Origin of the sequence: Glycomyces albidus (assembly GCF_009451885.1) — a bacterium.
Taxonomy (GTDB): Bacteria; Actinomycetota; Actinomycetes; order Mycobacteriales; family Micromonosporaceae; genus Glycomyces; species Glycomyces albidus.
This window is the reverse complement of the sequence record NZ_WIAO01000008.1, coordinates 100,413-115,483: the sequence shown is the minus strand read 5'-3', so window position 1 is coordinate 115,483 and position 15,071 is coordinate 100,413. Positions and strand designations below refer to the sequence as shown.

The 15,071-nt window shown below is 73.8% G+C and carries 9 protein-coding genes; 5 read left to right on the top strand and 4 right to left on the bottom strand.

Going from position 1 to position 15,071, the window contains the following annotated elements; genetic code table 11:
- Positions 1 to 119 precede the first annotated feature (119 nt).
- The 5 genes from GFD30_RS09145 to GFD30_RS09130 all read left to right on the top strand — a co-directional run bounded on the left by GFD30_RS09145 (position 120) and on the right by GFD30_RS09130 (position 7,002).
- On the top strand, positions 120 to 2,873 hold the full coding sequence (locus GFD30_RS09145; RefSeq protein ID WP_153024879.1) for an AfsR/SARP family transcriptional regulator: 2,754 nt from the start codon (positions 120 to 122) through the stop codon (positions 2,871 to 2,873).
- A 60-nt stretch (positions 2,874 to 2,933) separates the two neighbouring features.
- Positions 2,934 to 3,263 (top strand): hypothetical protein, encoded by a 330-nt coding sequence (locus GFD30_RS09140; protein WP_153024878.1) that lies wholly within the window; start codon positions 2,934 to 2,936, stop codon positions 3,261 to 3,263.
- A 129-nt stretch (positions 3,264 to 3,392) separates the two neighbouring features.
- Positions 3,393 to 3,557 (top strand): hypothetical protein, encoded by a 165-nt coding sequence (locus tag GFD30_RS26225; RefSeq protein WP_194201902.1) that lies wholly within the window; start codon positions 3,393 to 3,395, stop codon positions 3,555 to 3,557.
- Between the two features lie 74 nt (positions 3,558 to 3,631).
- Complete coding sequence (locus tag GFD30_RS09135; RefSeq protein ID WP_194201901.1) at positions 3,632 to 6,574, top strand: AfsR/SARP family transcriptional regulator; 2,943 nt, start codon at positions 3,632 to 3,634, stop codon at positions 6,572 to 6,574.
- Entirely contained in the window at positions 6,571 to 7,002 is a 432-nt protein-coding gene (locus GFD30_RS09130; RefSeq protein WP_153024876.1) for a hypothetical protein, read from the top strand. The genes GFD30_RS09135 and GFD30_RS09130 overlap by 4 nt, the downstream gene beginning before the upstream one ends.
- A 62-nt stretch (positions 7,003 to 7,064) precedes the next feature.
- Here GFD30_RS09130 and GFD30_RS09125 read toward each other — a convergent pair whose 3' ends face one another.
- The 4 genes from GFD30_RS09125 to yidD all read right to left on the bottom strand — a co-directional run bounded on the left by GFD30_RS09125 (position 7,065) and on the right by yidD (position 14,873).
- The gene (locus tag GFD30_RS09125; RefSeq protein ID WP_153024875.1) at positions 7,065 to 8,075 is read right to left on the bottom strand and encodes a hypothetical protein; all 1,011 of its coding nucleotides are present in this window, start codon (positions 8,073 to 8,075) and stop codon (positions 7,065 to 7,067) included.
- Positions 8,076 to 8,247: 172 nt separating this feature from the next.
- Positions 8,248 to 13,881, bottom strand: coding sequence for a pullulanase-type alpha-1,6-glucosidase (gene pulA, locus GFD30_RS09120; RefSeq protein WP_153024874.1), 5,634 nt, complete (start codon positions 13,879 to 13,881; stop codon positions 8,248 to 8,250).
- A gap of 286 nt (positions 13,882 to 14,167) precedes the next feature.
- Positions 14,168 to 14,404 (bottom strand): hypothetical protein, encoded by a 237-nt coding sequence (locus tag GFD30_RS09115; RefSeq protein ID WP_153024873.1) that lies wholly within the window; start codon positions 14,402 to 14,404, stop codon positions 14,168 to 14,170.
- Positions 14,405 to 14,426: 22 nt separating this feature from the next.
- Positions 14,427 to 14,873, bottom strand: coding sequence for a membrane protein insertion efficiency factor YidD (gene yidD, locus GFD30_RS09110; protein ID WP_322633094.1), 447 nt, complete (start codon positions 14,871 to 14,873; stop codon positions 14,427 to 14,429).
- Between the last annotated feature and the right edge of the window lie 198 nt (positions 14,874 to 15,071).

The following is a 15,071-nucleotide window of genomic DNA, read 5'->3' as shown; positions in this document are numbered from 1 at the left end:
CCGGATCGATCGCATCCTCCCGCCGCGCCTCACGGATCGGTCCTCGGATCGTCACGCCGGTCCCCGTGCCCCTGTGGGACACTGAAGTTCCAACCCGCGGTGAGGAAAGCGACGACGCCATGACCCTCGACGTGCGCCTGCTCGGACCATTGGAGGTCCGCGTGGACGGCGACCGGGCCGCGATCCCGCGGGGGAACGCCACCACGATCCTCGCGCTCCTCCTCGACGACGCCGGCCGGGCCGTCCCGATCAGCGGCCTCGTGGCGGCCGTCTACGGCGACGACCTGCCCCTCGACCCCGAGACGCAGGTGCAGAACACGGTCGGGGTGCTGCGCCGCCAGCTCGGGCCCGCCCGCGAGCGGATCGAGACCGTCGGCCGCGCCTACCGGTTCCGCATCGACGAGACCGAACTGGACACGCTGCGCTGCAAGGCGAGAGAAGCCGAAGCGCGGCGGCTGCGCCGCGAGGGCCGCGCCGAGGAGGCCGCCGCGGTGCTGCGCGAAGCCCTCGACGAATGGCGCGGCCCGGCCCTCGCCGACCTCCCCGGCCGCGCCGCCGGCGCGATCGGCCGCCGCCTCGACGAGTACCGGCTCACCCTCCTCGAGCAGCGCATCGACGCCGACATCGACACCGGGCGCGCCGCGGGCGCGGTCGAGGAGCTGCGGCAGATCATCGCCGCCCACGACACCCGCCAGCGCCTCGTCGCCCTCCTCATGCGCGCCCTGCACGCGTCCGGTCGCACCGCCGAGGCGCTCGAAGCGTATGCGGCGCTGAAGGACCGGCTCGCGGACGCGCTGGGCGCCGACCCCGACCGGGAGCTCGTCGCCCTCCACACCGCGATCCTGCGCGACCAGCCGGCCGGCGTCCCCGAGGTGCCGGTCGTGCCCGCGCCGACGACTACCACGCCCGCGATGCTGCCGCGCGCCACGCCCCGCTTCACCGGCCGCGAGACCGAGATCCGCGCCCTCGACCGGTTCCTCATGGACGCCGGCGACGAGGCCGGGCTCGCCGCCGTGACCGGCATGGGCGGCATCGGGAAGACCGCGCTCGCCGTCCGCTGGGCGCACCGCGTCGCCCACCGCTTCCCCGACGGGCAGCTCTACTTCAACCTGCGCGGCTTCGACCCCGCCGCGCCCGGCGCGAGCCCCGAGGACGTCCTGGGTGAGGCGCTCGCCGCGCTCGGTGCGGCCGCGGTCCCGGCCGGGCTCGACGAGCGCGCCGGGCTCTACCGGACGATCCTCGCCCAGCGCCGGGTCCTCGTCCTGCTCGACAACGCCCGCGACGCCGCGCACGTGCGGCCCCTCCTGCTCACCGCCCCGGGCAGTTTCACGATCGTGACCAGCCGGGACCGGCTCGTCGGCCTCGACATGAACGAAGGCGCGGAGGTCATCCACTTGGGACCCATGCCGGAGGCCGAGTCGGCGGTGCTGCTCGCCCGCCGCATCGGCCCCGAACGCGCCGACGCCCACCGCGACGCCGTGGCCCGCATCGCCGCCGCGTGCGGGCGGCTCCCGCTCGCGCTCACCCTCGTCGGATCCTGGGCCGCCGCCGACCCCCGGCTGGCCCTGGACGCGCTCGCGGACCGGCTCGCGGGCGCCGCGAACGTCCTCAACGTGCTCGTCTCCACCGATCACGCCTCCGACCCGCGGACGGTCTTCGACTGCTCCTACCAGCTCCTGTCGGACCGCGACGCGTTCGCGTTCTCGCTCTTCGGGCTCCATCCCGGGCCCGACCTCACCGCGGAGGCGATGGCCAGCCTCATGGGCGCCCCGCTCGCCGAGGCCCGGGCCGCGCTCGACGCGCTCGCCGAGATCAACCTCATCGAGCCGCTCCCCGGCGACCGGTACTCGATCCACGACCTGCTGCGCGCCTACGCCGCCGAGTGCTTCGAAGACGAAGTGCTCGAACCCGAGCGGCGCGCGGCGGCGCTGCGGATGCTCGAGCACTACCTGCACGCCGCCGTCCGGGCCGACCGGCGGCGCCTCCCCCGCGTCCTCGGCGTCGACCCGGGCCGGCCCGCACCCGGCGTCCACCTCGAGGACCCGGGAGGGGACTGGTTCGACGCCGAGCACCGGATCCTCCACGGCCTCCTCCGCATCGAAGCGGGCTTCCAGGCGGACCTGCGGGTGTGGCAGCTCGCCCGCATCCTCGCCGAACGCGCGACCGACCGCACCGGCGGCCACGAACTCCTCGAGGCCCAGACCCTCGCGCTCGCCGCCGCCGAGCGGCGCGGCGGCGTCCGCGAGCAGCTCGTCTGCTTGGGCTACTTGGCGATCGAGCACGAGAAGCTCGGCGACCTCGACGCCGCGCGCGCGTGCGCCGACCGCGCCTCGGCCCTCGCCGGACGCGAGGGCGGGGCCTGGGCCGCGGCGCTCGACTCGTACCTGCGGGCGCGCCTGTGCCGCGACGACGGCGACGGCCTCGTGCACGCGCGCCGCGCGAGGAACGGCTTCCGCGAGGCCGGCGACCGCCGCTGGGAGCACCGCGCCGTGGAACTCGTCGGCCGCCGCGCCACCGCCGCCGGGGACCTCGCCGAGGCCCGCGGGAGCTTCACGGCCCTCCTGTCCGCCGCCGACCCGGTCGCCGTCGCCGCCGCGCACGCGGGGCTCGGCCTCGTCGCGCACCGCGAGGGCCGCCACCGCGACGCCCTCGACCACTACCGCAGCGCCGTCGAGGGGTTCACCGCCGCGGAGGCCCCGGACCGCGCCGGCCAGGTCCGCGAACTCGTCGGCGACACCCGCGAGGCGATGGGCGACACCACTGCCGCCCGCACCGAATGGCGCCTCGCCGAGCAGCGCAGCACCGCCTCGGGGGCGCGCGCCGAAGCCGCCCGCGTCCGCGCGAAACTCCATGCGCTCCAAGACGACCGGTGAGACGCGCAGCATGCGGGAAACTCAGAGCCCGCGCGGCCGGGCCGGTGCCATGATGGCCGCATGAGCGAACCGCACCCCGCCGACCCGCACTCCACGGAACCGCGCCCGATCGAGTTGTGCTGCCTCCTCCGCGCCCGCCCCGGCGCCGAAGCGGCCATGACCGCCTACGAGGACACCGTCCTCGCCCTCGTCCCCGAGCACGGCGGCGAACTCGTCTCCCGCGCCATCGGCGACGGCGCCGACGGGCACCCCCACGAAGTGCACACCTACCGGTTCCCCGACCAGGCCGCCATCGACGCCTACATGGCCGACCCCCGCCGCACCGCCCTCACCGCCGAACGGGACCGCGTCGTCGAGTCCACGATCCTGTTCCCCGTCCGCATCGCCTGAGCCGCACCGCAAGACCGCACCGGCCGCCCCGACTGTCGGATACCCGACAGGCCCGGGGGCGAATGTCGACGTCCACCGGAATCGCCGCAAACGGGCATCACCTCGTCGACCGGTCGACGAACCGCGCTCATGGGACCGCCTCACGAGATCGACCCCTCGAACCCGCCGTCCACCGAAGGGTGCATCCACACCACCGAAGGCGCGATCGCCACCATCACGTTGAACAGCGCCGGATGGAACGGCGATCACGCCGAAGGCGAGGCCGACGTGACCGTGTGGCATCGGGTCGAGTGACCGCGCCGATTCGCGGCAGGCGGCGGTCCGACCCCTATGGGACACTGGACGTTCCCCCGAGCGAAAGCGGAGCCATGCCAACCCTCGACGTGCGCCTCCTCGGCCCCCTTGAGGTCCGCATCGACGGCGCCGAGGTCGCCGTCCCCCGCGGGAAGACCGCGACGATCCTCGCGATCCTCCTCGACGACGCGAACAGCGTGGTCCCCCTCGACAGCCTCATCCGCGCCGTCTACGGCATCGACCTGCCGAAGGACCCCGACACCCAGATCCAGAACGCCGTCGGCGTCCTCCGCACCAAACTCGGGGCCGCCCGGGAGCGGATCGAGACCGTCGGCCGCGCCTACCGGCTCCGCATCGCACCCGGCGAACTGGACCTGCTGCGCTGCAAGCAGAACGAGGACCGCGCCCGGTCCCTGCGCCTCGAAGGACGCATCGAGGAGGCCGCCGCCGCCATGCGCGCGGCCCTCGCCGAATGGCGCGGCCCGGCACTCGCCGACCAGGCCGGCGCCGCCGTCGAATCGATCCGCCGCCGATACGACGAGCACCGCCTCGCCCTCCTCGAACGCCGCCTCGACCTCGACCTCGAACTCGGCCGCCACAGCGAGGTCGTCGACGAGCTGCGGCAGGTCGCCGCCGCCTACGGCACCCGCCAGCGCCTCACCGCGCTCCTCATGCGCGCCCTCCACGCCTCCGGACGGACCGCCGAAGCGCTCGAAGCATATGCGGCCCTCAAGGACCGGCTCGCCGACGCGCTCGGCGCCGACCCCGACCAGGAGCTCGTCGCCCTCCACACCGCGATCCTCCGCGACCGGCCCGCCGCGGTCCTGGAACGCCCCGTCGAACCGCCCGCGCCGGTCAGGGTCCCGTGGCTCGCCCCCGCCACCCTCCCGCGCGCCATCACCCGGTTCACCGGCCGCGAGACCGAGATCCGCCTCCTCGACGACGCGCTCGAGGCCTCCGAGGACGAGGCCGGCCTCGCCGTCGTCACGGGCATGGGCGGCGTCGGCAAGACCGCGCTCGCCGTCCGCTGGGCCCACCGCGTCGCCCACCGCTTCCCCGACGGGCAGCTCTACTTCAACCTCCGCGGCTTCGACCCGCTCAGCGACGGCGCCGACCCCGCCGCCGTGCTCGCCGAGGCGCTCGTCGCGCTCGGCGTCCCCGTGCAGCACCTCCCGGCCGGCCTGGACCAGCGCGTCAGCCTGTACCGCACCGTGATCGCGCGCCGCCGGATCCTCGTCGTGCTCGACAACGCCCGCGACGCCGCGCAGGTGCGGCCGCTCCTGCCCGTCGCCCCCGGCAGCTTCACGCTCGTCACCAGCCGCGACCGGCTCTCCGGTCTCGACGCGGGCGACGGCGCCGACGTCGTCGCCCTCAACCTCATGTCCGAAGCCGACGCGTGGGCGCTCCTGGTGCGCCGCATCGGCCGCACCCGGGCCATGGCCGAAGAGGAACCGGTCCGGCGGATCGTCGCCGCCTGCGGGCGCCTCCCGCTCGCGCTCACCCTCCTCGGGGCCTGGGCCGCCCGGCACCCGGACTTCTCCCTCGCCTCGCTCGCCGACCGGCTCGAGCAGACCACGAACGTGTTCAAGGTCCTCGCCGCGGCCGACCTGGCCTCCGACCCGCGCTCGGTGTTCGCGTGCTCCTACCAGGTGCTCGGCACCCGTGCGGCGCAGGCGTTCCGCCTGTTCGGGCTCCACCCGGGCCCCGAGGTCACGCCCGCGGCGATGGCGAGCCTCATGGGCGGGAGCGTCGCCGAGGCGGAGGCGGCCCTCGGCGAACTCGCCGAGGTCCACCTGGCCGAGCAGCCCCGCGAAGGCCGCTACGCCATGCACGACCTGCTGCGCGCCTACGCGAAGGAGCGGCTGACCGAGGAGGTCGCGCCCGAGCGCCGAACCGCGGCCGCCGACCGGGTGGTCGCCTACTACATCCACTCGGCCCGCGCCGCCGACCGCCTGCTCACCCTCAACGGCGAGGGGATCGACCCGGGCGGGCCCGGCGACGGCGTCCACCCCGAGCCCCTCGCCGACGCGCACGCCGCCCTCGCATGGTTCGAGACCGAGTACCCGGTCCTGTTCGACCTCGTGGTGCGTCCCGGGGCCGTCGCGGACGCCGCCGCCTGGCGGCTCGCATGGAGCCTCGCCGAGTACATGGTCATGCGCGCACTCAGCGCCGACCTGCACGCCGCCCAGACCGCCGCGCTCGCCGCCGCCGAACGCACCGGCGACCTGCTCGGCCAGGTCGTCGCCCACGGCTACATCGGGGCGGCCGCGATCCTCGCCGGCGACAAGGAGGGCGCCGAGCGCCGCCTCGAGGAGGCCGACCGCCTCGCCGACGCCTCCGGGCAGCCGTGGGCGAAGGGCTTCACCGAATACGGCCGCGCCGCCCTCGCCGCCAAGAGCGGCGAGGACGCGCCCGCGCTCGCCCACTGCCGCAACGCCCTCGAGCACTTCCGCCGGTCCGGCGAGCGGTTCTGGTCCTACCGCGCCCTCGCCGGGATCGGCTGGCACAGCGCCGCCCTCGGCGAGTTCGCGGAGGCCCGCCGCTGCTTCGACGACCTCGCGGACGCCGTCCGCGACTCCGACAACCCGCTCGCCATCGGCAACGCGCGGCTCGGGCTCGGATTCATCGACCACCTCCAGGGCCGCCACGACGCGGCCCTCGCCCACTACGCCGAGGCCGAGCGGATCCTGGTCGCGGGCGGCAACCTGCCCACCGCCGCGTTCGCCCGCGAACTGACCGGCGACGCCCGCATGGCGGCGGGCGCCGCCGCCGCGGCCCGGAACGACTGGCGGGCGGCCGAAGCGGTCTACAGCGAGTTCGGCTGCGTCTTCGAACTCGCCCGCGTCCGCGCGCGCCTCGCCGGCCCCGTCGAGGACGCCGCCGCGGAGGACGGGCTCATCGTCGTCGCCCCGGGCGCCGCGCACGAACGCGTGGAGGCCGCGGTCCGGGAGGCGCTGCACGCGTTCGGGTACCGGGTCCGGGAAGCGGAGCCCTCGAACGATGAGGCCGTCCGATGAGCACGCCGGCACCCGGCGAACCGCACGAGTGGAAGCACGCCTTCACGATCGTTCCGCTGGACGGGATCGGGCCCGAGGGGCTCGCCGCGCTCGCGGAGGCGGTCGAGGCCCGGGTGGCGCCGAACGGCCGCACCCCCGACCGGCCGCACCCCGGACCGGCCGAGTTCGATCATGTGCAGGTCGACTCGGTCGCCCGCCTGATCGACTCGCTGCACGGCTGCACCGACGCGGTGGTGAGCCTCCCGCCGCTGGTCGTGGTGAAGTCCGGCGGCCGGCTGCGCGCGCACCGGTTCACTCCGGAGGAGGCGGCCGACCCGGCGCTGACCCCGGCCGTCCTGCACTCGGCGGCGGACCTGATCGTCCTGATCGACCGCCTGGTCGCCGAACGGGCGCTGAAGGAGGGCCCGGGCCGGCACCGCCGCCCCTGAGACGGCCGCCGGGGACGGCGAAGGGCCCCGCCCGAAGGCGGGACCCTCACACCGGACTGGCCCTAGGCGGTCTCGGCGTCGAAATCGGTCGCCAGGAGCGCGTCGACCGCGCCCTGGTAGGAGTCGGTGCCGGACTGGGCGATGCTGGCGATGCCCAGGAACCCGTTGACGCCGTCGACGTCGACCACGAGGATCGCGGTGTCCTCGAACGTGTCGGTGCTCGAGGCGGTCGAGGTCCAGGAGTTGCGCCACTCGGCGAGCACGCCCGCCTTCCCGTCGACCTCCACGTCGGTGTAGGTGATCTCGCCCATCTCGTATCCCTCGACGGATCCGAACGCGCCCGACAGCCACACCTCGGCGGCGGTCGAGGCGCTCACCCGCAGGTCGGTCGGGTCGTGATGGGCGACCGCGTTGGAGAACAGGCCCACGCCGAAGAACGAGATCCACTCCTCGGTGTGGTGGAACGCGTAGGCCTCGGAGTCGGTCATCGGCTCGGCGCTCTCGCCCGGCCCGAAGTACGGCTGCCAGTCGCCGGCCGCCGGGATCGGCGTGACCGAGCCGATCGACTGGACCACCAGGCCGGTCCCGGACGGCGCGGGCGCCTCCTCCTCGGGGGCCTCCTCGCCGGACTCGCCCCCGTCGGGCTCGGCCTCCTGCGACGTCGCCGCGTCGTCCTGGGCGCCCGACAGCTCGCCCTCGTCGCGGTCGTCGCCGCCCAGCCAGAAGTACCCGCCGATCGCGCCGAGCGCCATCAGCAGCACCACGCCGATGACGAGCAGCGCGGTGCCGCCGCCGCCCTTCGTGGTCGCCTGCACCGGCGGCGGCCCGTACTGCTGGTACGGGCCGTACGGCTGGTTGGGGTCGTACCCGGGCTGCGGGTAGTACTGCGCGTTCGGGTCCGGCTGGTACGAGCCGGCCGGGAGCTGCGTCGTGGGCGGCGCGGTGGGGTAGGACGGCCCCACCTGGCCGGGCGCGTAGCCTCCCGCGGGCGGCTGCGCGGCGGGCTGGGACTGGCCGTAGGGGTCCGGTGCACCCGGAGGCACCGCGCCGGGCTCTTGCGGGGGGTACGTCATGGACCGATCGTATCCGGACCCCGCCGCCGCTGTCGCTGTCCGTTTCCTTAGAAAGCACGGCTTAGGAAGCGCTGCGCGGGCCGAACGGTAAACCGGGACGGGTTCGCACCCGCCCCGGTTTCAGGGATCCAAACTCATCCCCAGTATCACCGACCTGTCAATATCGGAATCGTTAGCTGACGAACACGGCCACCGTCCGGCCCGGCACGGTGAACGTCCCGGTCGCGTCGTCGAAGGCCGCGTCCTGGAACGCCGGGTCCGCCGAGTCCTCCAGGACCGGGTGGAGCCCCGCGCCCGAACCGGCCGCCTCCGGCACCGTCTGGTCCACCGCCTCCGGGGAGGCGTTGAACACGACCGTGACCGACGTGAACGCGTCGTCCAGGCCGGCCAGGTCGATCCGCATGGTGATCACGCCCGGCGCCTCCGCGGCGGTCCCCGACAGCGGGAACGAGACCCGTTCGGCCACCGCCTCGCCCGAGCCGAGGCTGAACGCGCACGTCGACGACGCGATCTCCAGCAGCTCCAGGTGGCGGTCGCCCGCGAGCGCGATGTCCCCGCACGACGGCGCCTCGACCGCGTCGAGCGCGGCCTCGGCGTACGGCCACTTCGCCTCCGTGGTCCACGCGGGCGGCAGCCCCGACCCGAACCCGTTCGACGAGGACCCGAACCCGTCGGTCCCCTCGCAGTCCCAGCGGATCGCGTTGAACCAGTCCCCGGAGTCGTACGAGTCCCGGTCGAGGGACTTCGACCGCAGCAGCTCCGAGCCGGCCGTGGTGAACCCGGTGCCCTGGCTGAGCACCGCGGTCGCGAGGCTCAGGACCTGCATCCGCGCCCGGTCCGCCCCGGAGGTGTCCGGGCCCAGCTTGTACGCCAGGGCGTCGAACAGGATCTCGTTGTCGTGGGCGTCCACGTAGTTCACCGCCTCGCCGGGGTCGGCGGTGTACCCGGCGGGCGCCCCGTTGTAGTCGAGCCCGGCGCCGGTCGCCTCCGTCCCGTCCGAAGCCGTGAACGAGTAGTCCGCGAGGTTCCCGACCAGGCCCAGCTTCGTCAGGTCCTGGGCGTGCATGAGCGCCGCCAGCTCCGCGTCCGTGGCCTCGCCGTCGTTGTCGGCCGTCCACAGGCCCGAACCGAAGCCCTGCACGGTGGGGTCGGCGTCGAACGGGCCGCCGCCGCGCACCGCGTCGCGCATCCGGTCGTTGAACGTCCCGATCCCGGTGCCGGCCATGTTCGCCTGCGTCGCCTGCTCGAACAGGGCGTCCCCGGCGACCTCGCCGAAGTCCCAGCCCTCGCCGTACAGGAGGAGGTCCTCGTCCAGGGCCGCCTGCACCGCGAGGAGGTTCGACTTCGGGTGGTGCCCCATGAGGTCGAACCGGAACCCGTCCACGTGGTAGGCGTCCTGCCACAGCACGGTCGACTCGACGATGAACTTGTCGAACATCGGCCGCTCCGTCGCGGTGTTCGCGCAGCACGTCGACGTGTACACCTCGCCGTTCGGGTCGAGCCGGTGGTAGTAGCCGGGCACGATCCGGTCCAGCACCGACTTCCCGGCGGTCCCCGACGCGGCCGTGTGGTTGTAGACGACGTCGTTCACCACCCGCAGCCCCATCCCGTGCAGCGCGGCGACCATCTGCCGGTACTCCAGGATGCGCTGCGCCCCGTCGGCGTCGGTCGCGTACGAGCCCTCCGGCGCGTTGAAGTGCAGCGGGTCGTAGCCCCAGTTGTAGGCGTCGCCGGCGCGGACCGCCCCGACGCACGCCTGCTGCCCGGTCGAGTTCGCCGCCATCAGGTCCAGGTCGCAGTCCACGACGGACTGGCCGGTCTCGGGGATTGACGCGATGTCGAAGGTCGGCAGCAGGTGCACGTGCGTCAACCCGGCCTCGGCGAGCGCCGCCAAGTGCCGCACCGACACCGAGTCCTCCTGCGTGAACGCCGCGTACGTGCCGCGCAGCTCCTCGCCGACCGACGCGTCGGCGATCGAGAAGTCCCGCACGTGGACCTCCCACACCTGCGCCTCGGCCGGAGCGACCGCGGCGGGCGCGTCCTCGCCGTCCCAGCCGTCCGGCTTCAGGTCCGCGTCGTCCAGGTTCACGATCTGGCTGTGCGTCGAGTCCGCCGCCAGTGACAGCGAGTACGGGTCCGTCACCGAATACGACTCGACCGCCTGCGACGCCGGATGCCACACCTCGACCGCGAACCGGTAGAACTTGCGGTCCCAGCCCTTGGCGCCCTTCACGGTCCACACGCCCGTCCGCTCCGAGAACGACATCTCGTGCAGCTCAGGGGAAGTGTCGTCCGGCGAGTCGTACAGCTCCAGGCTCACCGACCGCGCCGTCGGCGCCCACAGCGACAGGTGCGGCTTCTTCCCCTTCCACGTCACGCCCAGGTCGGCGTCGAGCGCCGCCGCGTACACGTCGTCGACGGCCCCCGCGGTCTGCACGCCCGTCGCGTACCAGGCCAGGCCGGTGTGGTCGCGTTCGACCGCGACGAGCTGCCCGCGCAGCGCCTCCCGGATCGCGTCGCCGCCCGCGTCCACCGTGAACGCCCGGTAGTCCCAGTACTGCGGCCACGCCCGCCGCTGCGCCTCGGTGAGCCCGCCCGCGGGCGTGAGGCCGATGGTCTCGAACGAGCCGGTGAGCGCGCCGTCCTCGACCGCGATGGAGCCGTCGGCGCTGGCGAGCAGCTCGAAGACCTTCCCGTCGGTGGTCTCGGTCTTCAGCGCGATCGTGTCGGCGTCGAGCCAGACCGCCTGCTCCTGCGCCAGGTCGAGGTCCGGGCCGCGGCCGGTGGAGGCCCCGGCGGGGCGCACGTAGCCCTCCGTGGCGGCGGTGATCCACACTTCGTGGCCGTACTCGGCGAACACGAGCCGCTGATCGGTCGGGAGGTCCTTCTGTTCTCCCTTGTGGAGGATGTACGAGAGCGCCTCCGCGCCGTCGGCGAGGTCGACTTCGTAGACGGCGCCGAAGGAGTCGGTGCGCACGGGCTGGAGTCCGGCGTTCCAGTCGGTCGGGTCGGCCGCGCCCTCCCAGGTGTGGAGGGTCCAGCCGTCGTGATCGCCTTCGGGGCGCTGGTAGTGGATGACGGCCTTGCCGTCGGCGGCCGCCTGCGAGGCGTGGGCGCCGGCGTCGGTCACCCAGGTCTCGCCGAGCTGCGAGGGGGCGAGCAGGATGTCGGCGTCGTGGAGCTTGGCGTCGCCGGCGTGGACGATGAGGCCCATCTGCGCGTCGACGTCGTCGACGGGCACCTGCCAGTACCGGCCCCATTCGTCGGTGCCGTCGGGCGGTCGCGGTGCGTCCCAGGCGGTCTCGGCGCCGGGGGCGAGGGCGTCGCCCCACAGGTGGAGGCCCCACGGGGTGCCGTCGTCCGGGGCGTGGACGGTGACGTACCCGTTGGCCTCGGCGAGCGAGTGGGCGATGTCGCCGGTGCCGGCATCGAGCCAGATCTCGGGGGTCGCGCCGGGGTCGAAGGACCGGTCGGCGGGGTGGTCCTTGTTCCCGTCCTCGTCGATGACGAGGAACCCGACCTCGTTGGCGTCCTCGGCGAGCCTGATCGGCGCGAAGGACCCGTAGGAGTCGGTGCCGCTGAACGGGTTCGAGTCGGGCCAGACGGTGCTCGACTCCTCGGCGACGTCGCCCCACACGTACAGGCCCCACTGCTCGGGGTCGCCGTTGTAGTGGATGTTGGCCCAGGTGGGCGAGCCGCCGGCCTGGGCGGGGGTGGCGACCGCGGTGGCGGCCTTCGCCGAGGCGCTGCGCCCGGAGCGGTCGACCGCGACGGCCTTGAACTCGACGGTCTGGTTCCCTTGCAGCCCTGCGAGGTCGTAGGCGATGCGGTGGTCGGGGCCGGGTGAGGTCCCGATGTAGGTCCAGTCGCCGCCGTCGACGGAGGCGGCGAAGGCGACGCGGGCGAGCGGGTCGCCGGCCACGTCGGCCTCGACGTGCGCGGTGGTCGCGGACTCCGCTGCGACCGTGAGCGTGACGCCCGGGGCGTCGCCGGATGGGACGGGCTCGTCGGCGCGGAAGACCACGGCCGACAGCGGCGGGACGGTGATCGTCGCGGTCCCGTCGGCGGCGTCGATCGCGCCGTCGCCGTAGACCGGGCTGAACGTGTCGGAGTAGGTCTCGACCGCGACGGTCTGCGACTCGGTCGAGTTCGAGACGGCGACGAGGTATTCGACGCCGTCGCCGTCCTCGATGCGCGAGAACGCGAAGACGCCGTCCTCGGCGGCGCGGGTGACCTGGGTGCCGTTCGCGAGGGCCGGGTGGTCCTTGCGGAGCCGCCCGAGTTCGGCGATGGCCTGGTAGACCGGGTGGCCGGTGTCGTAGTGGTCGTCGGCGTGGGTGGCCTCGGTGCCGATGAGCTCGTCGTCCAGGTATTCGTCCACTTCGGAGGCGAACATCGTCTGGCGCGAGTAGTCGTCGCCGCCGGAGCCGGTGAAGCCCTGCTCGTCGCCGTAGTAGACGACCGGCTGGCCGCGGGTGAGGAACATGAGCTGCTGGGCGAGGATCGCGCGCTGCGTCCAGGTCGACTCGTCGGTCGTCTCGACGATGGTCCTGCCCACGCGGCCGATGTCGTGGTTCGACACGAAGGTCGGCATCGACAGCGCGTCGGTGCCGGCGGCGGTGAACAGCGGATCCGATCCGTAGAGCGTCGCCAGGCCCTCGGGCCCGGCGCCGCCGGTCGCGAACCCGGTGGCGGCGCCGTGGAACCCGAAGTCGAGCACCGCGTCCAGCTCGCCTTGGCGCACATAGGTGCTGGTGTAGGTCGGGTCCCCGGAGTACACCTCGCCGAACGCGAAGAAGTCGATGCCCTCGGCCTCGGCCGCGTCGCGGATCCCGTCCATGAACTGCGGCCAGAACTCGAGGTTCACGTGCTTCGCGGTGTCGAGGCGGAAGCCGTCCACACCGGACTCGGCGATCCAGTCGGCGTAGACGTCGATCCAGCCGTCCACGACCTCGGGCCGCTCGGTCCACAGGTCGTCGAGGCCGGAGAAGTCGCCGTACGTGGAGGACTCGCCGGTGTAGGTCGAGTCGCCGCGGTTGTGGTACATCGCCGGGTCGTCGAGCCAGTCGGGGGACTTCAGGTCCTCCTCGCCCGCTTCGAGGACGGGCGTGTACGGCGAGCCCTCGGCGGTGACGTCGGGGAACTCGTCGGCGGCCGCGTAGTTCGCGTCGTCGAACGGCCGTCCCTCGGCATCGGTGTAGGGGGAGTCCTCTTTCGGCACATAGGCGTTCGCGTCCTCGGCGGGCTCGATCACGTCGGCGGTGTGGTTGACGACGACGTCGAGGTAGATCTCGATGCCCCGGTCGTGCGCGGCGTCGATGAGGCTCTGGAGCTGGGCGTCGTCGCCCAGGTGCGGGTCGACGGCGGTGAAGTCGGTGCCCCAGTAGCCGTGGTAGCCGGCGCCGGTCCAGGTGTCGGAGACCTGCACGGGCTGGTTGACGACGACGGGGGTCAGCCAGATCGCGGTGGTGCCGAGGCCCTCGATGTAGTCGAGCCGCTGCTCGACCCCGGCGAGGTCGCCGCCCTGGTAGAACATGCGCTTCGTCGGGTCGTAGCCGGTGGCGGTCGCGTCGCCGTCGAGTCCGCCGGTGTTGTTGGACGGGTCGCCGTCGGCGAACCGGTCGGTCATGACGAAGTAGAACTGCTCGGCGTCGTCGGCGGGGGCTTGGGCGAGGGCGGCGAGCTGCGAGTCGGCCGGTTCGTCGGTCCAGGAGCCGTCATCGGGCGGGTCGCCGGGGCTGGTGCAGGCGGTGAGGGCCAGGGCGGCGCCCAGCACTCCCGCCGCGGTTCGGGCGGTACGCGGCATTGCGCTTCTTCCTCCGGGGGTCGATCGGGGGTCGGGGTCGTCGGCGTGACGGGCGACGCACCCCGTGTGCGCAAGAACATACCACCTCTGAAATTTCCTTACAACATTCTGATAATCCGTTGCGAAGGCGCGAAGGCGCGAAGGCGCGAAGGCGCGAAGGCGCGAAGGCGCGAAGGCGCGAAGACGCGAAGAGGCGCGGAGGGCACGGAGAGGCGGAGACGCCGAGTCGGACGCGGGCAAGCAAGAAGCCCCCCGCGGCTGCGGAGGGCTTCGAAGCGTTCGGGGACTAGTGGCGCTCGTCCTCGAGGTGCCGGGCCGGGACCGGGCCGGTGTACTCGTAGTGGATCGTCGCGGCCGGCACGGGGAACGCGGAGGTCCCGAACGGCGACGACGCGCCGATCACGCTGGAGGTGAACTCCCCGACGTCCAGGTGTCCGGGCTTGACCGGGCGGGAGCGGAGGTTGGCGTCCTTCTGGGCGGGCGCGCTGTCGCTCTCGCGGCCCACCAGGTTCGAGTCACTCATGACCTGGATCTTAACGGGCGCCTCAGCGGCCGGGAACCGGATCACGGGTGCCTCGGGTCACGCCCGGCCGGCACCGCAGGATCCGCGCGAGCGCGAGCCGCCCGCCGGTGAGCAGCCCGTACCGCGACACCGCGCGGTACCCGTAGCCCGAGCAGCTCGGCACGAACCGGCACTGGACCTGGACGCGCGGGGACAGGTGCCGCCGGTAGCACGCGATCGCCCGGAGCCCGAACCGCCGCGGCCCTTCGCGGCGCCGCAGCCGCGCCCGCTCGAGCCGCTCGGGCGTGAGCCGCCCGAACCCCAAGAGCCCCAGAGCGAACGAATGGAACGGCCCGGGGTCGGTCGCGCCCCCGCAGGCCGCGGCGCAGGCGTTGCACGGCCCGCCCGGGTCGCACGAGGCGGCCATGGGTCCGCCGCAACCGGTCGAGCAGCCCGGTTCGTACACGCTGACGCACCCGGAGAACTCCACCCGACAATTTCTACACGCCGACGCGGCTCGCCCCGGACCGGATCAGCGAGGTGGGGTGAGATCGCGAACCCCGCGGCCCGGCGCCGAATGGGACGCCGCACCCTGCGGGCTCCACCCCGGACCTGCCCGAGGGCCGCGGCACGCGGCTCGGTCGGGACTGCTCGGCCGTGCCGCGGACGGCATGAACCGATGCCGTGG

What these genes read in the sequence shown, in the direction of transcription:
- GFD30_RS09145 (WP_153024879.1), top strand. Translation starts at nt 120, where the DNA reads ATGACCCTCGACGTGCGCCTGCTCGGACCATTGGAGGTCCGCGTGGAC.
- GFD30_RS09140 (WP_153024878.1), top strand. Translation starts at nt 2,934, where the DNA reads ATGAGCGAACCGCACCCCGCCGACCCGCACTCCACGGAACCGCGCCCG.
- GFD30_RS26225 (WP_194201902.1), top strand. Translation starts at nt 3,393, where the DNA reads ATGGGACCGCCTCACGAGATCGACCCCTCGAACCCGCCGTCCACCGAA.
- GFD30_RS09135 (WP_194201901.1), top strand. Translation starts at nt 3,632, where the DNA reads ATGCCAACCCTCGACGTGCGCCTCCTCGGCCCCCTTGAGGTCCGCATC.
- GFD30_RS09130 (WP_153024876.1), top strand. Translation starts at nt 6,571, where the DNA reads ATGAGCACGCCGGCACCCGGCGAACCGCACGAGTGGAAGCACGCCTTC.
- GFD30_RS09125 (WP_153024875.1), bottom strand. Translation starts at nt 8,075, where the DNA reads ATGACGTACCCCCCGCAAGAGCCCGGCGCGGTGCCTCCGGGTGCACCG.
- pulA (WP_153024874.1), bottom strand. Translation starts at nt 13,881, where the DNA reads ATGCCGCGTACCGCCCGAACCGCGGCGGGAGTGCTGGGCGCCGCCCTG.
- GFD30_RS09115 (WP_153024873.1), bottom strand. Translation starts at nt 14,404, where the DNA reads ATGAGTGACTCGAACCTGGTGGGCCGCGAGAGCGACAGCGCGCCCGCC.